Source organism: Limnohabitans sp., assembly GCF_044361645.1.
Lineage (GTDB): Bacteria > Pseudomonadota > Gammaproteobacteria > Burkholderiales > Burkholderiaceae_C > Limnohabitans_A.
Genome location: NZ_JBIKIL010000031.1, coordinates 14,823 through 32,220, shown reverse-complemented (window position 1 = coordinate 32,220; position 17,398 = coordinate 14,823). Strand labels below are relative to the sequence as shown.

Sequence of the window (17,398 nt, the reverse complement as noted above, 5' to 3'; positions counted from 1 at the left end):
AACAGCATAACGTGCCACTACAAAGATTTTTAAGCTTCAGTCTGAAAACCCTCGCAAGTGCTTGAATTTATTGGCAGACTGGGCTGCGGAAGGAAGCGTTTCTGGAAAAAGGTGTCGAACTTCTGTGAACAAGTGCTTATAAAAATCTCAAAACTTTGCCAGGTAAGCAACACGCCATGCACAATCACCTAACGAGTAAGGATAGATCGCGCGTAGCCTCGACCTGTCAATTATTGAACGAACCCGGTTTTGGGCAGTGGTTTGTGCCCTACAGAAAATATCTTTTGAAGGAAATCGAAGATGCATGGACACACCACTCCGGCGGCTGAAGTCACCAACATCTCTCCTCATGGTTTCTGGATGCTCCTTGGAGACGAGGCGTTGCTGTTGTCCTTTGAGCATTTCCCGTGGTTTCAACAAGCCACGGTGGCGCAAATCAGCCACGTTGAGCGTCCTACACCAGATCACCTCTATTGGCCAAGCCTGTACATTGACCTTTCCGTTAGCGCTATTCGCAGGCCCCAGGATTTTCCGCTCATGTCGCGTACCTGAATGTGTAAGCGTTGCCGAAACCCGTTCCCCTTTGGCGGTCAAGGCAGCAGCGTTTAACGACAGGTAGCACATAGACGCAACCTGATCTTTTTGTTGAACGAACCCGGTTCTGGCCGGTGGTTTGTGCCTGACAGAAAACATCGATTTGTCTTGCCTGTGCGGTTGAGCATTCAGGTGGCTCAAGCGGTATGAAGGCGTTGCGCTTTGTGCCATTGCGGCACTTGACTGTCAGTGACTGGATGCAGATTTCGCGAGTGTGGCGCATGGCACTGAACTGCATCAACCCTTGCGGCCAAGGCATGGCAAAAGCAGGCTGCCAGCGCAGCACACGCCCATGGCGGCGCCAAGATCTTCGGCAAGGAGTCGTGCATACAGCACAAAAAGAGTTTTAAAGGATTCAAAAATGACCCTTAGAGCCAAGCCATTGGCATAATCAAACCCACACACCAGCATCTGTGCGGCGGTTCAGCTGAACATGGATCACCCGCCGCGAATGACACGGCTGGTCTTGGCTTGGCGCATTGGTGCAGCAGATAAAAGATAAGTGTTAGGACAAAAGAGGGCGAATGCAAATGGGAGAAATTTTTCTCAAACTGGCTGCATCAGCTTGTGCAGTGGCTGCTTTGCTTCACTTTGCGTGCATTCCTTGGGGGGCTGACGGTTACAGATTCCTGGGCGCTGGCGAGGTTGTCGCTGATGCTGTCGCTTCAGGCGATTGGAGACCCCCTATTTCTGCTGCCCTTGTCGGTACTTTGCTTTTGGTTTTGGCTGCATATGCTTTGGCTGGTGCCGGGGTCATCCAACCTCTTCCACTGCTTCAGCCCGTGCTTTTCGGCTCTGCCGCTGTCTTGCTTTTGCGCGCCGTCATGTTTCCACTGCTGCGCCCAATGTTTCCAGGGAACAGTGATGTTTTTTGGTATGTTTCTTCTGGTGCTGTTGGTCTCTTAGGCCTTTTCATTTTGTTGGGCGCGTTGTGGCTAAAAAAGTAACATTCTCAAAAGAGTTGAGTGCAAGAAAATACTTTGTAACTAATTTTTAGTATTTATTTCGATATAGTTGAGCGCTTCACGCTTGCTGCGCTGGATGGTGCGGGAGGGAGGTTGTGAGGGGCTGAGTGCCCGGTTGGGTCTGCAAGACAAAGCGCAAGCCAATTTGGCAGCCAACCATGTCTTCGCTTTCGCATTGCGCTGGCGTAGCGGTGCCTAGCCCTTCCATAGCGCGGACGTCACATTCCTCACATTCATTCGGTAGGCCTCGAAAGGACACCATGCCAGCAATCCAGCATAAATTTCTGATCGCCATGTTCGCCGTCGTTTTAACTTCAGTCAGCACTTTCGCCTTGGCGCTGCCTGGCCCAACGGCCTGTCTCCTCCTTGACGTAGCCGATTTGCAAAAACTCGCCGATGGTTCTCTTGCGGAAAGTGAATCTGAGGTCGATCAACAGCGCTTCGCTCAACTCACGCGAGATGCCCGCCTTCGAATTGAAAGTACCTTCGGCGCAGTTGAGTCGAAACCCATCATTGTTTTCTTCGATCAACCAAACGGGTTTGGCCCGTTTAGGCTCAACGCCTACGGTAGTACCGCGTCTATTGGGAACCGCTCTTGCGTCATGGTTGGCCCTAAAGGGCAAAACGTTGATGTCGTTGCCCACGAACTCATGCACGCGGAGGTTCATCACCGTGTAGGTTACCTGGCGCTCTTCTTCCAAATTCCTACTTGGTTTCACGAAGGGGTTGCGATGCAAGTTGACTATCGCCCTCAGTACTCGTTATCGCTACAGGATGCCCAAAACACGGCCTATGTTCGTGATCTCACGGCGCCATCGACTTTTAATGAGGGTGATGATCAGGCGCTGACGAGAAATTACGCCTCTGCCAAACACGAGGTCGCGTCTTGGCTGTCAAGAGCTGGGGCTACCCATCTGTATTCGCGTCTACAGCGCATCAGGGATGGCCAGTCGTTTGCCGAGGCAATTGCCGAATGAGAGCTATTCTGCTGTTCGTCACAGACATGCTGCAGCATGAAGCCGCTTCTCGGGATGTGCTGCTAGCCGGACAATGCCAACGTTAAGCCCCACAAAATGCGCACTGCAGCACTCGCCATCCTTGAATACCTGATCGGCTTCATCGCTCTGGCCTTCTTTGCGTATCTGGCGTTTGGTCGTGGTCAAACCACTGACGAGTCTTTTGTCTTCGCTTTCAAGGCAAGTTCGTTTCTTGCCATTGGTGAACTCGCTTTTTTGCTCGCGCGCACTGCCCCAGCCAACCGCCTTATCCTGGGGGCCAATTTGTGGCTCATCGCGGGCGGTGCAGCGGCGTTTACCGAGCAGTGGTGGTGGTTGCGCGTTTATCAGCAGTTCGGCGAAGCGAGTTTGTTCTTGGCCATCCTCTTGGTGGGGGTCGTTTCCACGCTCTTCACCCCCAGTGGCTTCATTGCCAAGCTCGGTCCCAGGTTGTCGGTGCAGCGTTCTTCGCTGCTCCTGTTGGTCGCCGTCGGTTGCGCACTGGCGGCCGCTGTCTACTTTCGAGGCAATGTCAAGTATGCCGCCGTCATTCCCATCATCGCGCTGTCGTGGCTCCATCGCTTGCTAAGGCACAGGCTGTCGAGTGGGGTCTAACCATCCGCTTAGCTCGTACGTTAAACAACAAACATCATATGATTGATTTTCCAACGCTACAGACATCCCGACTCACGCTGCGTGAGGTTGTGGAATCCGATGCGGAAAATATTTTTCGAATTCATGGAAACGCCGAGTACATGAGATGGTTCGGTTCGGATCCGATTCCCGATCTTGAAGGCGCCGCGAAGTTGGTCGCTACGTTTGCCAGTTGGCGGAAAGAGCCGGTTTCTGGTGCACGCTGGGCCTTGGCGTTGAGAGACCAACCCGGACTGATCGGTACATGCGGCTTGTTTCGCTGGAATCGAAGCTGGAAATCCTGCATCGTCGGTTACGAAATCACTCCAGCGTATCAGGGCCGCGGATATGTGAAAGAAGCTCTAAAAGCAATCATCACATGGGGTTTCCGAGAGGCAATGTTCAATCGAATCGAGGCGCAGGTTCACCCTGACAACACGGCATCTCTGGCCTTACTCGAGGCGCTCGGGTTTCTGCAAGAGGGGCGGCAGCGGGAAGCTGGGTACTGGGCGGGCCGGCACCATGACCTCCTTCAGTACGCGCTGCTCAATAGGCAGTGGAGTGCACCGAATGAGGTCTAAACTTCTGCTGGAGGGGATGTCTTCGCCCAACGCTGAGCGTTAACGTTCGCTTGAAATAATCAATCACACCATCCATCGAAGAGGAGCATTCCATGTCGCACAGTTCCCCGCTTGAAGTCGTACAGGCCCAACTGGACGCGTACAACGCAAAAGACATTGAGGCCCTGCTGGCCACCTACTCGCCAAATGCGGCGCAGTACGCAACCGGTGGAGAGCTGCTGGCGCAGGGGCACGAGCAGATGCGTCCGCGCTTTCTTGCGCGATTCGCTGAGCCAAACTTCACGCCAGGCTGCTGTCTCGTCAGATGGCAGGCAACATGGTCGCTGACCTTGAGCTGATTGAACGCAACTTTCCAGAGGGTGTTGGCTCCATCGAGATGTTGTGTGTCTACGAAGTGGTTGATGGCCGCATCCTGCGGGCCACGTTCGCCACTGGCGAGAAAAAGCTGTACGCAGGGCCGTCCAAAGCAAGCTAATAAATTGCTCAAGCGGTCGAGTTTGCCGTTAGCATTTGATTCATCAGCCCAAATAATTGGCGCTTGCGCGCAAACGTATGAAAGACTGGAAACATGTTGACGCATAAACAACTGCGCGCCCAGGCATTGGCCGATCCGGCTGTCAAAGCAGAATTCGACAAGCTGAGCGACGAGTTTTCTCTTTTAGACGAGTTCTTGAGGGCCCGCACGTCGCAAGGTCTCACTCAAGCGCCCTGCTCAGCGAGCATAAAATTGAACAAAGTGGGCGACTGAGATCGTCAATGTAAGGAACTCGCATGTTCAAGTTCGAATGGGATAATCAAAAAGCACAAAGCAACTTGCTCAAGCATGGCGTGTCTTTTGACGAGGCTGTCAGCGTTTTTGGAGATGCTTTGGCCTTGACTTTTTCGGACACTGATCACTCAATGGATGAGGACAGGAGCCGAACCTATGGAATCTCAAACAAGGAGCGGCATTTGGTGGTCGTTCACACGGAGCGTCGCAACAGCATTCGAATCATCAGCGCAAGAAAGGCAACCCGATATGAAAAAGACATCTACAAAAATGGCTGATCTGGATATTCCTGAATTGAAGCGCGACCAACTTGGCAAGGGTGTTCGCGGCAAGTACCTTCAACATTTCGTGCAGGGCAGCAATGTCGTGGTGTTACAGCCCGAAATTCTGAAGGCGTTTCCGACTTCTGAAGCCGTCAACAAAGCTTTGGCAAGCATGCTGGCTTTCGCTCACGAAACGCAAGTCTTGTCTGTTCGCACAAAATCCACCACGCGCAAACGCTTGGCGGCCCCCTGAGCGAAATAGTGCAACAGCCGTGCGTCGTGCACGCACAGCAGAGGTGGCACTTTATGAAAGCTAAAAAGTTCGAGCAACAGTTTGATGAGGGCGCTGACATCACGGCTTCTTTGGACTTGTCCAAAGGCAGGCGCGTGCTGCAGGAGCAAAAGCGGGTGAATGTGGATTTCCCAACATGGATGGTTGACTCGCTGGATCGCGAAGCCAGAAAAATGGGGGTGACGAGGCTGTCCGTGATCAAGGTCTGGCTGGCCGAGCGCCTTGAAGCGACAGCGTCTCATATGCCTTTACAACGGACGCCCAAAGTCACAACACATCGCTGAACTTCAGGTCAGCTTGTCCATATTCGCTGACATCTTCACGACTCAGATGCCGTCGCCGCGCTTGGGCGACATGGCTTCATGATTACCTCTGCTTTGTCCTTTAAAAACCCAGCCCATCCATCCGATGATTGATCCGGCACCTCGCTCGGTGGCTTTGGCCCCGACGTTTTGCCTTCGGCGTATGCCCCATGTAGGGTCTGGAGCGGCCGACCACCGGGGGAAAGGTTATGGAGGGCGGTCAATCAGGCGGCTTGGCCGTGGAGGATTTCTACCGGGAGTGCGCCGTTGGCTCTGGCGTCCAGCACGACGACTTCTACGGCAGTGCCATCAGCGGCATAGCTGACATGCGTGTTCCAGTCCTGCGACACCTCGCGTGCAATGGGTTTATCCGAGAGTTGAATCACCAAGATGTCATCTTGGTCGTAGTAAGTGGTTTTCATGGGTTAATCCTCCAATACAAATGCGTGCATGACGGTTTTAACGACCACGGCGTTTTCAAGGACCAACACCGCGCAGACCAAATGATCAGTTCGACCAGGGAGTTTTTTATACGCCCACAGATGGGTTGGGTCTTTGAACCGTGTTTCATCGGTGTGAATCAGTGGTGCATTCACCGCAAACAGCGCGGTAAATAAAGTAGGTTTTCGCCACATCAACTGGCCTGTCACTTGGCGCAAACATCGCCGGGGCGCGCATCCGGTAGCTTGATCCTATTTTTTGCGCTTATCGCCCTTGCGTTTGACCTGAGAAGCGTCGACTCCAAGTGCTTTTGTGACCTTCAAGACCCGGTCAAAGTCCGATTCAATTTTTTGCGTTCGATTGAATTGCGCGTATTCAGCCAAAGCTTTCTGGTCGGCCTGCGTTTTGCTGATCCGGCCTTTGTGCGTCAGCAGCTTGTACTCGTTGAAACTCAGGAACTTATCCACGCTGGTGGCCATATCGGCCATGCCCATTTGCACTCGGTTCTCGATGATGTTTTCGATGTAGTCGAAGAAGCTGGAGATGGTGCGCTCCAGGCGCTTGATCTCGGGTTCAGTCAGGTAGTTTTTGGCGATGGTCACATCAGAGGCGAGGACTCGGCCATGTGGGGCGTTTTTCCAGGTCAGCAAACCTGCATGCGACGCATTGTGGTCGGCCTTGCTGTGAATGATCTCGGCGGCCGTCTGGCCGGTAATGGCGAAATGGAACTTGTTTTGCACCATGGCATAAAAGTTCTGCGTGATGTCCGACTTGGGATCGTAGTCCACACTGCACTCAGCGAAGATGTCGGTGATTTGCTGGTAAATGCGCCGCTCGCTGGCACGGATGGAGCGGACCCGCTCCAGTAACTCCAGAAAGTAGTCTTCGCCGAAGACTTGTTTGCCCTGCTTCAAGCGCTCGTCGTCCAGGACAAAGCCCTTGCGGATGTACTCATTGAGGATCTGGGTGGCCCAGATGCGAAACTGGGTGGCGCGCTTGGAGCTGACCCGGTAGCCGACTGCGATGATGGCGTCCAAGCCGTAGTGCCTGAGCGTGCGCCGGACGGCCCGGCCACCTTCGTTTTGAACTACCGAGAAATCCTCGGCAGTTGCCTCTTCCGCCAGTTCGCCTTCGGCGTAGATGTTCTTGAGGTGCAAGCCGACGTTATCGGGGGTGGTCTGGAACAGTTCGGCCATCAAGCGTTGCGGCAGCCACAGCGTCTCGGCGTGGATCAGAACGCGGACATGCACTTTCTCGTCATCACCTGCGTAAAGCAGAAAGGGCGATTCCGCGCCGAAACTGACCGTGATGGCTTGGTTCTTGATGGGTTTATCTTCCTTGGTCATGACGTAGTGCCTCTGATCGTTTGGCTCAAAATTATGGTGCTCATCCGAACTCACTACGCCTGGCGGCGTGCCGCTTAGGCTCAAGCAATGCAACGGCCAGAGCCCTGTGCACTTCACAATTTGGCTCACTATCCTAGCGCCAAACCACCCCACCCACACCCCGTGGTGAAAGCGCACCACCCCGTAAGCCCCTGATCAGCCCCCAGTTCAGCGTCTTGCAGCTGGTGCTTGCCATCGCAGAAATTGTTGACAGCCGGAATGTCGCCTTAGAACCCGAGCCGCAAGCCAACCTCGGGCAGCATCAAAGCGCGGCGCTTGATGAAGTCGCCCTCGACCAGCGGGCGCTTGGGGCTAGTGCCCGCCGCCTGCGCGGACTCAATGGCTTGCAGCGCGGTCTGGTAACGGTTGGTGGCGTGCCGCAAAAAAATCACGCCCAACACCGGCATGGAATATTCGGTGGCCGTGAGGTTGGAGTTGGCACGGAGCTGATCGGCGGCTTCCCACAGGCTGGTTTCAATTTGCGCGATGTTGTGGAAGGCGTTGGCGGTCATCTGTGCGGGGGCTGATTGTTGTTTTTGGCGGGTTGCCAGAGGTGCGTTTGGGCGAGGTGGCCAGCGGGGGCGTGAATGATTATGCCCAGCTTTGGTTGGTGTTGGGGGGGAGTATTAGGGTTTGCGCGCAAAGCAGATTTATAGCTAATTTTTCGTAATTTCTTGGGTATAGTTGGGCGCTTCATGCCTGCTGCGCTGGATGGTGCGGTAGGGAAGTTGCAAGGGGTTGGGTGGCGGGTTTCGCTGCAAATTTATACCTGCATGCACATGCAGTGGCTGACCTGAAACCTACATCACAAGTCGCTTACGACGATTTCAGCAAAAAAAGTATTGATGCGGACCGGTTGTATGAAATGGGTTTAACGGTCTACAACTTGTAGGCCATTGCGAAAACCCTTGCTAACGATCTTTTAGGAAACACAACATGAGTGCACTTGACCATCTTCTTAAATACGTTAGAACTGGTACCTCGGAAGGTGATCGCCCTTTCCTTGGCGAGATATTCATCGTGCCATCTCAGTTCGAGCAGCTCTGCGCTATTGAGCCGGGGGGCATGAGAGTTTTGGTGGGAAATAAGGGCATCGGCAAGAGCGCTGTCGTTGAGTGGATTGACACGGTAGCAAAATCAAAGAATCTTCCATGCCTACTGATACGGCCGGACAACATATCGTCTAAGGACACGCCCGCATCACTCGACATCGGTTCTCTTAAGCGCTTTTATTACGAGGTGCTACTTCGGACGTTGGGTGCGCAAATAGGTTCGCAACTGAAAGGGCTGTTGAAAGGGCCCGCTGCTAAGCTCCATAGCGAAGCAAGGCAACAAGGACTTGCGGAAGAAGACTTTATCCAGAAGTCACTTGAACTCATAACCGCCATTTCATTGCCTGTCACGAAGATCAACGGTGTTCAGCTTGCAAAGGATCTGGCTGGTACCAATTCGCCGAATTCCCTGATCAAAGCAGTCAACTCACAACTTCTCTCATCAGGGAACGTTTTCTATCTGCTCATTGATGACACAGACCAATTAGCCGCACCTGATCAACCGGCGCATCTTAATCGGATTTGGGCACTTCTTCTCGCTGTCAGGCGATTAACCGGGGAATGCAACGCGGTCAGAGCAATTGTGAGCCTCCGCTCAAGTGTATGGACTCGACTTACCAGCGAAAGCCAGGGGCAAAGAGATCAGACTGATCACATGCGCGGCCTGATGATTCCCCTTCTGGCCGACGACAAGCTAATGGAAAGCATCATACGTAAGCGTTTGGAAAGCGCAGCGAGGGATGCCGGGAAACCGCGGGTCGATCCCTACACAGTCTTCTTTAAAGACCAGAGTATGACTTTGCCCAAAAGCGACGAAAGGCGCACCTGGGACACATTTATCTCGAAGTCAGCTCGCGAGCGCCCGAGAGATGCAATTCAGCTCATTAAAAACATGGTGGATGCAGCCAAGCGTGGCAACGTACCTTTGATAGGCAGCAACGAGGCCGGGGAGGCAATGCAAGTCTATTCATCAGAACGGGTTGATGATGTAGTTAATGAGTTTTCGCTTGATTGCAAGAGCATCCGCGAAATCATCAATACCTTCGCTGACTTTGTTTTCGAGTCAGACTTTGAAAGTCTCCGACGGCACCTTCGTACGGTGCCAAGCATCGCCTCAATACAGATACGTGGCGCGCAACTTCGCCCGGATGTCGATGACGACGCTGTTGCAATACTTAGGCTTTTGCATGAAACAGGTTTTATGAATCCGCGCATTGTCGACAACACAATGACTCGCAAATTTCGCCACATTCTGTTTCACGATGACTCAAACTTCGCAAAACTTGCAAACTGGAACGTTATGCAGGGAGCGCGATGGGAAATTCATCCAGCATTTCGTACCTACCTCATTGGTGTCAAGCAAGCCCAGTTGGCGAAACGGGTACCTGCTAAGCTAAGTGGCCTAACAAAGCGCTGAGCTTGTTGTTGCGGCGCATGGCCCCGCAAGTGGGCGGTTTCTGCCGCTTTACGGAGCGTCGCAACAGCATTCGAATCATCAGCGCAAGAAAGGCAACCCGATATGAAAAAGACATCTACAAAAATGGCTGATCTGGATATTCCTGAATTGAGGCGCGATCAACTGGGCAAGGGTGTTCGCGGCAAGTACCTTCAACATTTCGTGCAGGGCAGCAATGTCGTGGTGTTACAGCCCGAAATTCTGAAGGCGTTTCCGACTTCTGAAGCCGTCAACAAAGCTTTGGCAAGTATGCTGGCTTTTGCTCACGAAACACAAGTCTTATCTGTTCGTCCAAAAACCACCACGCGTAAGCGTTTGGCGGCTTCATGAACGAAATAGTGCAACATCCGTGCGTCGCGCACGCACAGAAGAGGTGGCACTTTATGAAAGCTAAAAAGTTCGAGCAACAGTTTGAAGATGGTGCCGACATCACGGCTTCTTTGGACTTGTCCAAAGCCAGACGTGTACTGCAGGATCAGAAGCGGGTGAATGTGGATTTCCCAACATGGATGATTGACTCGCTGGATCGCGAAGCCAGCAAACTGGGGGTGACGAGGCAGTCCGTGATCAAGGTCTGGCTGGCCGAGCGCCTTGAAGCGACAACGTCTCATATGCCTTTACAACGGACGCCCAAAGTTGCGACGCAGCGCTGAACTTCACGTCAGTTTCACCCCCCCCGCCGATACTTCCACGCAACCCGCATCCCGCCGGTACCGCACACAAGCAAAAAGCGCCCGAAGGCGCTTTGAGCGATGCCCCATGGTAGCGCCAGGGCTCCCCGCAGGGGCGATGTGGCAAAGCGAAGCGCCTCTGAGCCCCTGCGGGGAGCCCTGACGCTGCCTGCCCGTTCAGGTCACTTCTTCTTAGAAACCACCCGCACCATCTCCAGACACTGCTTGGCGTAGCCCCATTCGTTGTCGTACCAGGCCACGATCTTGACGAAGCGTTTGTCCAGCGCGATGCCGGCGGTGGCATCGAACACGCTGGCGCAGGACTCGCCTCGGAAGTCGGTGGAGACCACTTTTTCGTCGGTGTAACCCAGCACGCCCAAGAGCGCGCCTTCGCTTTGTGCTTTCATCTCGGCGCAAATCTCGGCATAGCTGGCGTCGCTGCTCAACTCCACGGTCAGGTCAACCACCGACACGTCAGACGTGGGCACGCGAAACGCCATGCCGGTGATCTTGCCCTTGATCTCGGGGATCACCACGCCCACGGCCTTGGCCGCGCCCGTGCTGCTGGGGATGATGTTTTCCAGAATGCCGCGCCCACCGCGCCAGTCTTTGCGCGACGAGCCGTCCACGGTCATTTGGCTGGCGGTGGCGGCGTGCACGGTGGTCATCAGGCCGCGTTGGATGCCCCATTTGTCGTGCAGCACCTTGACCACGGGGGCCAGGCAGTTGGTGGTGCAAGAGGCATTCGACACGATGGCCTCGCCCGCGTACTTTTTGTGGTTCACGCCATAGACGAACATGGGGGTGCTGTCTTTGGACGGGGCCGAGATCACGACTTTTTCGCGCCCGCAATCAAGTGCATTTGGCTGGTGGCTTCGGTCAGGTAGTGGCCGGTGCATTCGAGCACGGTGTGCACGCCCATCTGTCCCCAGCGCAGGTTGTGCGCATCGCGTTCGTGTGAGAGCTTGATTTTTTTGCCGTTGATGATGAGGGCGTCATCGGTGAAGTCCACCGTGCCATCAAAGCGGCCGTGCACGCTGTCGTACTTGAGCATGTAGGCCAGGTAGTCGGCGGGCTTGGGGTCGTTGATGCCGACGATCTGGATGTCGTCGAAGCCGTGCTGGAGTGCAGCGCGCAGGGCCAGGCGGCCAATGCGGCCAAATCCGTTGATGCCCCACTTGATGGTCATGGTGAAAGCCTATGGAGCGAAGTTACTCAGCGGTTACGTAACCGGATTGGAAGCCAAGTCGCTTGCATGGACCTGATTCCTGAACATGGCTTGAGCGCCCTCAGGCGCTGAAGCGTTTCATCCGGCGGGCCTGATCAGGCCTTGAGCAGCGCGGCGTGCACGGTGTCGGCGACGTTCTCGGCGGTGAAGCCGAAATGTTTGAACAGCACAGGCGCTGGGGCCGACTCGCCGTAGGTGTCGATGCCGACCACGGCAGCGCAGCCGTATTTCCACCAGCCGTCGGTGGCACCCATTTCAACCGCCACGCGGGGAATGCCTGCGGGCAGCACGCTGATTTTGTAGTCGGCGTCTTGGCGGTCAAACACATTGGTGCTGGGCATGGAGACCACGCGCACACCGATCTTGCGTGCGGCCAGCAGCTTTTGCGCAGCCAGGGCCAGTTGCACTTCAGAGCCGGTGGCGATGATCACGCCGTGGGTCTTTTTGATGCCGACGTGTTCTGGCTCGGACAACACATAAGCGCCACGGCTGATGTCGCCCAGATCGCTCTTGGGCGAGTAGGCCAGGTTTTGGCGGCTGAGCAACAGGGCCGAGGGGCGGTGGGCGTTTTGCAGGGCCACGGCCCAGGCCACGGTGGTCTCGGCGGTGTCGGCAGGACGCCACACGTCCAGACCGGGGATCAGGCGCAGGCTGGCGGCGTGCTCGATCGACTGGTGGGTCGGGCCGTCTTCGCCCAAGCCGATGGAGTCGTGGGTGAACACGTGGATGACCCGTTTTTTCATCAACGCGGCCATGCGGATGGCGTTGCGTGAGTAGTCAGAGAAAGTGAGGAAGGTGCCGCCGTAGGGGATGTAACCGCCATGCAGGGCCACGCCGTTCATGATGGCGGCCATGCCGAATTCGCGTACGCCGTAGTTGATGTGCCTTCCGATCTTGGAGGCCCCTTCGGTAGCCGAGCCGTCAGCTGTCTTGACCACGTCACCTGCCAGGTCCACGCGGAAAGCCGGGGTGCTCTTGGTGTTGGTGAGGTTAGAGCCCGTGAGGTCGGCCGAGCCGCCCAGCATTTCGGGCAAGGCGGCGGTGAAGGCTTCAAGGGCCAATTGGCTGGCCTTGCGGCTGGCCACGGTCTCGCCCTGGGTGTGGGCGGCCACCACGGCGTCAAAGGCCACTTGGTTGAAGTTCTTGGGCAAATCGCCCTTCATGCGGCGTACAAACTCTTTGGCCTCTGCGGGGAAAGCGGCTTTGTAAGCGGCAAAGTTGGTGTTCCACGCGGCTTCGCGGGCTTTGCCTGCGACTTTGGCGTCCCAGTCGGCATAGACCTCTTTGGGAATCTTGAAGGGCTCGGCCGACCAGCCCAGGGCTTCGCGGGTCAGCTTGATTTCTTCAGCACCCAAGGGCTCGCCGTGGGCTTTGGCGGTGCCTGCGCGGTTGGGCGAGCCCTTGCCAATCGCCGTTTTGCAGACGATCAGGGTGGGCTTGTCGGCGCTGTGTTTGGCCGCAGCAATGGCTTTGGAGACAGCAGCCGCGTCATGGCCGTCGACAGCGTCGATCACGTTCCAGCCGCAGGCGGCAAAGCGCTGGGGCGTGTTGTCGATGAACCAAGGGGCCACTTGGCCGTCAATCGAGATGCCGTTGTCGTCGTACAGGGCGATCAGTTTGTTCAGTTTCCAAGCACCGGCCAGCGCCACGGCCTCGTGGCTGATGCCTTCCATGAGACAGCCGTCACCCAGAAACACATAGGTGTGGTGAGAGACGATGGTGTGGCCGGGTTTGTTGAACTCGGCGGCCAGCATTTTCTCGGCCAGGGCCATGCCCACGGCATTGGTGATGCCTTGGCCCAGCGGGCCGGTGGTGGTTTCCACGCCGGGGGTCACGCCCACTTCGGGGTGGCCGGCGGTTTTGCTGTGCAACTGGCGGAAGTTTTTGAGTTCGTCGATCGGCAGTTTGTAGCCGGTCAGGTGCAGCACCGAATAAATCAACATGGAGCCATGGCCGTTGGACAGCACAAAGCGGTCGCGGTTGGCCCAATGCGGGTTTGTGGGGTTGTGTTGCAGGTGATCGCCCCACAAGGCCACGGCCATGTCGGCCATGCCCATGGGCGCGCCGGGGTGCCCGGAGTTGGCTTGTTGAACAGCGTCCATTGCGAGGGCGCGGATGGCGTTGGCCATTTGTTGCTGGTTTGCCATGTGGGCAGCTCCGGGGAAGTATTCTGGAAAACCCGTGATTTTAGCGGTTGTCCACCACACGCTTGGCAGGCCTGCGCACGGGCAGCATGCCCTCAGATCACTTGCAGCCCGAGGGCAGCGCAGTCAAGACCCGCTCACTGCACCCCAAGGCTGCACTGCCTTGGGCAAGGCCGACCGGCCCTATCGTTTTGCGCCCAGCCTCGCGGCGGCAGGATGCGAGGCGATCAGTTTTTGGCAACCGACAAGGCCAACACCAAATCGGCCCAGGCCTTGGCCTTGTCGGGTGCTGAGCGGAGCAAGCTCGTCGGGGGGTAAGTCACGACCACGGGCACGCCCTTGTATGCGTGCAGTCGGCCCCGCAGCTTGCCCGTGGGCTCGGTGCTGCCCAGCAGGCTTTGGATGGCGAAACGGCCCATGGCCAAAATCACCTTTGGCTGGGCCAACGCGACTTGGCGCGACAGGTAAGCGGCGCACACGGCCAATTCGGTCGCCTCGGGGTTGCGCCCTTGGGGGGGGCGACATTTGACAGCACTGGTCAGCAAAGCCTCGGGCTGAACCTTAGCCCCGCTGACAGCTGTGGACAGACCTTGGCGGCGCACACCCACAGCCTTGAGCATGTTGTCCAGCAGCACGCCTTCTGGTCCGGTGAAAAGCTGGCCCTGTTGGTCGTCGGTCTCGGTGGGCAAATCACACACCACCATCCAAGGGGCTGGACCTTGGCCGGTGCTCGGCATCGGGGTTTTGCGCCCCGCACACAAGCCACACGACTGACACTCTTGCACGGCCTGTTGCAGCTCGGGCCAGGCCATGTCAGCCAAGCCGCTGGGCAATGGCTTGAAGGCGGTGGCGAGCGGCTGAACATGGGCCTTGGCATTGGCTTGGTCATTGGCCTGGGCATGGGCCTGGGCATGGGCCTGGGCATGGGCCTGGGCATGGGCCTGCACTTTGGCTCTGGCATTGGTTTGGGCATGGGCCGCAAAGGGTGCAGCTGGTGGGTGGACTGTGCCCGAGGGCTGATGGGGGGCCGGGGATAGCACTGCTGGCGAAGTGGGCACGGTGGGCACGGTGGGCACAGTGGGCACGGTGGGCACCGCCATCGCCCCAACGGGTGGCGCGGCCTGGTGACGCTGGGGCCACCAAACGCGCACGCCCATTTCGGCCAACATCGCGCGTTGGCGTTCGTTCAGGTCAAACAAGCTGGGTTCACTCATGGGGGGCTCACGGTTTCAAACTCATGACCACCGCATGCTCGCGCTGCAAGCGGCCTGCAGGATAGTAATCTTTGCGGATGCTGATTTGCTGAAAACCACAACGCTTATACACCTGCAACGCGCGCCAATTGCTTTGGCGCACTTCCAGCCAAAGCCACTGCGCACCAGCATGGCGTGACAACAGCGACAACGCCTCCAACATCATGCGGCCCCAGCCTTGGCCTTGCCGTGCAGGGGCCACGGTGATGTTGAGCAAGTGCATTTCTTGCACACCGTGCATGGCTAAAAAGAAGCCCAGCAGTTCACCGTCCAGCCGCAGGCACTGGGCCACAAACAAAGGGTTGAGCGAGTCCTGAAAGTTGCCGCGCGTCCAAGGGTGGCTGTGGGCGGTTTGCTCGATCGCCATCACCTCATCCAGATCGTCCGGGGTCATGGGGGCCCAGCTCACGCGATCGCGCTCAGCCCCTGGTGTGGGGTCGGGGTTTGCAGACATCTTGGCCTTCATGAGCTCGGTCGTGCTTGCGCCTTTGCCGAGCTGGGCACGGGCAAAGTGGGCGCTTTCATGGCTTGGCGCTCGGCACTGGTGTAGGCCACTTTGTCGCGCACATACAGCGGCATGGCTTGGTCGGCAGGCACCGCCAAACCCTGCGCCCACAAAGCCGGGGCCAAGCGCAGCAAAGCGGCGGCGGTGGGCAGGGCTTGGCAGTGGGACGTGATCAGGCCTGGGTTCAGGCTTGGGTTCAGGTGCCCTGGCTGCAAGCGCTCTGCATAAGCGGCAAACGCGTTGCCCGCCAGCAACAAGGCGCTGCCCGGCGCCAAGCCCAAGGACGCGCCGCTGGGGATGTTTTCGGGCGCACTGACCTGCAAAGGCGCGGCGGCATGCCAGTGCCCAGCGCCACCGTCTGGCGTCCAGCGGTAAGCGGCGCTGTAGACCTCGTCCATGCGGGCGTCCAGCAGCGCCAACACGGTCAGCTCGGCATCTGCCGCCAAAGCACCGGCTTGCACCTGCGCCCAACGCGCTTCTTCGGCCACGGCCAGCAAAGTGTCCACGGGCAAAACGCGCAAGTCCGCGCCAAAAGCCAGGCCTTGCGCCACAGCGCAGGCCGTGCGCAAGCCGGTGAAAGAGCCCGGACCCCGGCCAAACACAATGGCGTCCAGCGAGGTCAGCGGCATGTCGGCCTCGGCCAGCAAAGCCAGCACAGCAGGAATCAAGCCGCTTGAGGCTTGCGCGCCACCGGGCAAGGTTTGCGTCCAGACCTGGTCAGCGCGTGCCACCGCCAAAGACAGCACGTCGGTGCTGGTGTCAAAGGCCAGCCAGCGCTGCGTGGGCGCGGCGGTCATGGGATGCCTGCCCCTTTGGCGGGCACAGGCTCTGCCAAAACTGGAGGCAGCACCGGTGTCTCGGCCACAGTTTTTTTCGCTTGTTGCACGCCAAACAAAATGCCACTGGTCACCAGCGCCAGCCCTGCCAACAAATGCCAGTGCATAGGCTCACCCAAAAACCACACAGCCGCCAACGCCGACAGGCCTGGCACCAAGGCGGTGATCATGGTCGAGCGCACCGGCCCGTAGTGACGCACCATGTGCGTGAAAGTGATGCCCGAGATGACGACCGAGCCCACGCCCTGAAACATCGCCTGAAACCCAATCTCTGAAAACGGCACACGAGCCAAATGGGTCGGCAGCACCCCGGTGCTGATCAAGACCAAATACAGCGGGACAAAACAAACCAACGCAAACGCCGTGATGGCCATGGTGGCGCGCACCGCGTCCAAGCCATGGCGGCGCACCGTCACGCTGTAAGCGGCCCAGCAACAGGCTGCCAGCATGAACAACACATCGCCTTTCCAGACCTCACCGCCGTCAAAAGCCATGAGCAAACTCGCGCCACCCACCAACACATCGCCCAACACAATCAGGCCCAAACCCAGGGCGCGGCTGACCGCCACTTTTTCACGCAAAAACAACCACGCCAACAAGGTGGTCCACAAAGGCAAGCTGCCAGGCAGCAACACCGAAGCGTGCGAAGCGGGGGCATAAAAGAAACCGGTGTAGGCCAACACCGCATAAAGCAGGCCGCCAAAAAAACCCGCTTGCACCGTCTCGCGCAAAGGCAAGGGGGACAAGCCCCAAAGCGAGCCCACCTTCTGACCGTCCTGCCGGGCCGGGCGCATGAGCCACCAAGCCCACGGCAGCAAAATCGCGCTGGCACCCAAGATGCGGGCCAGCGCAATGTCCAAGGGCAGCAAACCCCGCGATGCAGACGCACGCGCAATGACAATGAAACCGGTCCAGATGAGCACCGTGATGACCGCTGAAACCAGGCCCACGGTTTTTGAAGAAAATCGCATGGCCCGAATCATAGTGCCCCGAGGGCGACAGCCCGGTCCACGGGTGGGGCGGGTTAGACTCG

The 17,398-nt window shown here is 57.2% G+C and carries 22 protein-coding genes and 1 pseudogene; 14 read left to right on the top strand and 9 right to left on the bottom strand.

Annotated features, from left to right (window positions below):
• Nucleotides 1-300 precede the first annotated feature (300 nt).
• The 11 genes from ACIQ39_RS06880 to brnA (ACIQ39_RS06830) all read left to right on the top strand — a co-directional run bounded on the left by ACIQ39_RS06880 (nt 301) and on the right by brnA (ACIQ39_RS06830) (nt 5,376).
• Nucleotides 301-552 carry a DUF2442 domain-containing protein gene (locus tag ACIQ39_RS06880; protein WP_396433871.1) on the top strand — a complete coding sequence of 84 codons (252 nt, stop codon included), beginning with the start codon at nt 301-303 and terminating at the stop codon, nt 550-552.
• 566 nt (nt 553-1,118) lie between these two features.
• Nucleotides 1,119-1,541, top strand: a complete 423-nt coding sequence (locus ACIQ39_RS06875; protein WP_396433870.1) for a hypothetical protein — start codon at nt 1,119-1,121, stop codon at nt 1,539-1,541.
• Between the two features lie 278 nt (nt 1,542-1,819).
• Nucleotides 1,820-2,536, top strand: coding sequence for a hypothetical protein (locus ACIQ39_RS06870; protein ID WP_396433869.1), 717 nt, complete (start codon nt 1,820-1,822; stop codon nt 2,534-2,536).
• Nucleotides 2,537-2,632: 96 nt separating this feature from the next.
• Complete coding sequence (locus ACIQ39_RS06865) at nt 2,633-3,169, top strand: hypothetical protein (protein ID WP_396433868.1); 537 nt, start codon at nt 2,633-2,635, stop codon at nt 3,167-3,169.
• Between the two features lie 38 nt (nt 3,170-3,207).
• Entirely contained in the window at nt 3,208-3,768 is a 561-nt protein-coding gene (locus ACIQ39_RS06860) for a GNAT family N-acetyltransferase (protein ID WP_396433867.1), read from the top strand.
• A gap of 92 nt (nt 3,769-3,860) precedes the next feature.
• Nucleotides 3,861-4,106, top strand: a complete 246-nt coding sequence (locus ACIQ39_RS06855; protein WP_396433866.1) for a nuclear transport factor 2 family protein — start codon at nt 3,861-3,863, stop codon at nt 4,104-4,106.
• Entirely contained in the window at nt 4,085-4,243 is a 159-nt protein-coding gene (locus tag ACIQ39_RS06850) for a hypothetical protein (protein ID WP_396433865.1), read from the top strand. Before ACIQ39_RS06855 ends, ACIQ39_RS06850 begins: the two co-directional genes overlap by 22 nt.
• A gap of 93 nt (nt 4,244-4,336) precedes the next feature.
• Nucleotides 4,337-4,516: a hypothetical protein gene (locus tag ACIQ39_RS06845; protein WP_396433864.1), complete on the top strand. Its 180-nt coding sequence runs from the start codon at nt 4,337-4,339 to the stop codon at nt 4,514-4,516.
• A 23-nt stretch (nt 4,517-4,539) separates the two neighbouring features.
• On the top strand, nt 4,540-4,815 hold the full coding sequence (locus ACIQ39_RS06840) for a BrnT family toxin (protein ID WP_396433863.1): 276 nt from the start codon (nt 4,540-4,542) through the stop codon (nt 4,813-4,815).
• The gene (locus ACIQ39_RS06835; RefSeq protein WP_396433862.1) at nt 4,787-5,053 is read left to right on the top strand and encodes a hypothetical protein; all 267 of its coding nucleotides are present in this window, start codon (nt 4,787-4,789) and stop codon (nt 5,051-5,053) included. Before ACIQ39_RS06840 ends, ACIQ39_RS06835 begins: the two co-directional genes overlap by 29 nt.
• Before the next feature lie 53 nt (nt 5,054-5,106).
• A complete protein-coding gene (brnA, locus tag ACIQ39_RS06830) occupies nt 5,107-5,376 on the top strand; it encodes a type II toxin-antitoxin system BrnA family antitoxin (protein WP_396433861.1) in 270 nt (89 codons plus the stop codon).
• A 242-nt stretch (nt 5,377-5,618) separates the two neighbouring features.
• On the opposite strand, the gene ACIQ39_RS06825 is transcribed toward brnA (ACIQ39_RS06830), so the two are convergent.
• The 3 genes from ACIQ39_RS06825 to ACIQ39_RS06815 form a co-directional block, all read right to left on the bottom strand.
• A complete protein-coding gene (locus tag ACIQ39_RS06825; RefSeq protein WP_396433860.1) occupies nt 5,619-5,816 on the bottom strand; it encodes a DUF2283 domain-containing protein in 198 nt (65 codons plus the stop codon).
• Between the two features lie 270 nt (nt 5,817-6,086).
• Nucleotides 6,087-7,310, bottom strand: a complete 1,224-nt coding sequence (locus ACIQ39_RS06820) for a virulence RhuM family protein (protein ID WP_396433859.1) — start codon at nt 7,308-7,310, stop codon at nt 6,087-6,089.
• A gap of 137 nt (nt 7,311-7,447) precedes the next feature.
• Nucleotides 7,448-7,732 carry a type I restriction-modification system subunit M N-terminal domain-containing protein gene (locus ACIQ39_RS06815; protein ID WP_396433858.1) on the bottom strand — a complete coding sequence of 95 codons (285 nt, stop codon included), beginning with the start codon at nt 7,730-7,732 and terminating at the stop codon, nt 7,448-7,450.
• 424 nt (nt 7,733-8,156) lie between these two features.
• On the opposite strand from ACIQ39_RS06815, the gene ACIQ39_RS06810 reads away from it, so the two are divergent.
• From ACIQ39_RS06810 to brnA (ACIQ39_RS06800), 3 genes are all read left to right on the top strand, one after another.
• On the top strand, nt 8,157-9,689 hold the full coding sequence (locus ACIQ39_RS06810) for a P-loop ATPase, Sll1717 family (RefSeq protein ID WP_396433857.1): 1,533 nt from the start codon (nt 8,157-8,159) through the stop codon (nt 9,687-9,689).
• A 102-nt stretch (nt 9,690-9,791) separates the two neighbouring features.
• Nucleotides 9,792-10,058, top strand: a complete 267-nt coding sequence (locus tag ACIQ39_RS06805; protein WP_396433856.1) for a hypothetical protein — start codon at nt 9,792-9,794, stop codon at nt 10,056-10,058.
• The gene (gene brnA / locus ACIQ39_RS06800; RefSeq protein WP_396433855.1) at nt 10,055-10,381 is read left to right on the top strand and encodes a type II toxin-antitoxin system BrnA family antitoxin; all 327 of its coding nucleotides are present in this window, start codon (nt 10,055-10,057) and stop codon (nt 10,379-10,381) included. The genes ACIQ39_RS06805 and brnA (ACIQ39_RS06800) overlap by 4 nt, the downstream gene beginning before the upstream one ends.
• 200 nt (nt 10,382-10,581) lie before the next feature.
• On the opposite strand, the pseudogene gap reads toward brnA (ACIQ39_RS06800), so the two are convergent.
• The 6 genes and pseudogenes from gap to ACIQ39_RS06770 form a co-directional block, all read right to left on the bottom strand.
• Nucleotides 10,582-11,588: pseudogene (gap, locus tag ACIQ39_RS06795) on the bottom strand (type I glyceraldehyde-3-phosphate dehydrogenase).
• A gap of 134 nt (nt 11,589-11,722) precedes the next feature.
• On the bottom strand, nt 11,723-13,774 hold the full coding sequence (tkt, locus tag ACIQ39_RS06790; protein WP_396433854.1) for a transketolase: 2,052 nt from the start codon (nt 13,772-13,774) through the stop codon (nt 11,723-11,725).
• Between the two features lie 224 nt (nt 13,775-13,998).
• Nucleotides 13,999-14,985 carry a uracil-DNA glycosylase gene (locus tag ACIQ39_RS06785; protein ID WP_396433853.1) on the bottom strand — a complete coding sequence of 329 codons (987 nt, stop codon included), beginning with the start codon at nt 14,983-14,985 and terminating at the stop codon, nt 13,999-14,001.
• 7 nt (nt 14,986-14,992) lie between these two features.
• Nucleotides 14,993-15,478, bottom strand: coding sequence for a ribosomal protein S18-alanine N-acetyltransferase (rimI, locus tag ACIQ39_RS06780; RefSeq protein ID WP_396433852.1), 486 nt, complete (start codon nt 15,476-15,478; stop codon nt 14,993-14,995).
• An 8-nt stretch (nt 15,479-15,486) separates the two neighbouring features.
• Nucleotides 15,487-16,326 (bottom strand): tRNA (adenosine(37)-N6)-threonylcarbamoyltransferase complex dimerization subunit type 1 TsaB, encoded by an 840-nt coding sequence (tsaB, locus tag ACIQ39_RS06775; protein WP_396433851.1) that lies wholly within the window; start codon nt 16,324-16,326, stop codon nt 15,487-15,489.
• On the bottom strand, nt 16,323-17,336 hold the full coding sequence (locus ACIQ39_RS06770; protein ID WP_396433850.1) for a DMT family transporter: 1,014 nt from the start codon (nt 17,334-17,336) through the stop codon (nt 16,323-16,325). The genes tsaB and ACIQ39_RS06770 overlap by 4 nt, the downstream gene beginning before the upstream one ends.
• Nucleotides 17,337-17,398 lie beyond the last annotated feature (62 nt).

Bases quoted from the DNA above. Each gene is read 5' to 3' on its own strand.
- ACIQ39_RS06825 (WP_396433860.1), bottom strand. From the start codon at position 5,816: ATGAAAACCACTTACTACGACCAAGATGACATCTTGGTGATTCAACTC.
- ACIQ39_RS06810 (WP_396433857.1), top strand. From the start codon at position 8,157: ATGAGTGCACTTGACCATCTTCTTAAATACGTTAGAACTGGTACCTCG.
- ACIQ39_RS06805 (WP_396433856.1), top strand. From the start codon at position 9,792: ATGAAAAAGACATCTACAAAAATGGCTGATCTGGATATTCCTGAATTG.
- ACIQ39_RS06840 (WP_396433863.1), top strand. From the start codon at position 4,540: ATGTTCAAGTTCGAATGGGATAATCAAAAAGCACAAAGCAACTTGCTC.
- rimI (WP_396433852.1), bottom strand. From the start codon at position 15,478: ATGTCTGCAAACCCCGACCCCACACCAGGGGCTGAGCGCGATCGCGTG.
- brnA (WP_396433855.1), top strand. From the start codon at position 10,055: ATGAACGAAATAGTGCAACATCCGTGCGTCGCGCACGCACAGAAGAGG.
- ACIQ39_RS06770 (WP_396433850.1), bottom strand. From the start codon at position 17,336: ATGCGATTTTCTTCAAAAACCGTGGGCCTGGTTTCAGCGGTCATCACG.
- ACIQ39_RS06880 (WP_396433871.1), top strand. From the start codon at position 301: ATGCATGGACACACCACTCCGGCGGCTGAAGTCACCAACATCTCTCCT.
- ACIQ39_RS06870 (WP_396433869.1), top strand. From the start codon at position 1,820: ATGCCAGCAATCCAGCATAAATTTCTGATCGCCATGTTCGCCGTCGTT.
- ACIQ39_RS06815 (WP_396433858.1), bottom strand. From the start codon at position 7,732: ATGACCGCCAACGCCTTCCACAACATCGCGCAAATTGAAACCAGCCTG.
- ACIQ39_RS06855 (WP_396433866.1), top strand. From the start codon at position 3,861: ATGTCGCACAGTTCCCCGCTTGAAGTCGTACAGGCCCAACTGGACGCG.
- ACIQ39_RS06785 (WP_396433853.1), bottom strand. From the start codon at position 14,985: ATGAGTGAACCCAGCTTGTTTGACCTGAACGAACGCCAACGCGCGATG.
- ACIQ39_RS06835 (WP_396433862.1), top strand. From the start codon at position 4,787: ATGAAAAAGACATCTACAAAAATGGCTGATCTGGATATTCCTGAATTG.
- ACIQ39_RS06875 (WP_396433870.1), top strand. From the start codon at position 1,119: ATGCAAATGGGAGAAATTTTTCTCAAACTGGCTGCATCAGCTTGTGCA.
- ACIQ39_RS06850 (WP_396433865.1), top strand. From the start codon at position 4,085: ATGGTCGCTGACCTTGAGCTGATTGAACGCAACTTTCCAGAGGGTGTT.
- brnA (WP_396433861.1), top strand. From the start codon at position 5,107: ATGAAAGCTAAAAAGTTCGAGCAACAGTTTGATGAGGGCGCTGACATC.
- tkt (WP_396433854.1), bottom strand. From the start codon at position 13,774: ATGGCAAACCAGCAACAAATGGCCAACGCCATCCGCGCCCTCGCAATG.
- ACIQ39_RS06865 (WP_396433868.1), top strand. From the start codon at position 2,633: ATGCGCACTGCAGCACTCGCCATCCTTGAATACCTGATCGGCTTCATC.
- ACIQ39_RS06860 (WP_396433867.1), top strand. From the start codon at position 3,208: ATGATTGATTTTCCAACGCTACAGACATCCCGACTCACGCTGCGTGAG.
- tsaB (WP_396433851.1), bottom strand. From the start codon at position 16,326: ATGACCGCCGCGCCCACGCAGCGCTGGCTGGCCTTTGACACCAGCACC.
- ACIQ39_RS06845 (WP_396433864.1), top strand. From the start codon at position 4,337: ATGTTGACGCATAAACAACTGCGCGCCCAGGCATTGGCCGATCCGGCT.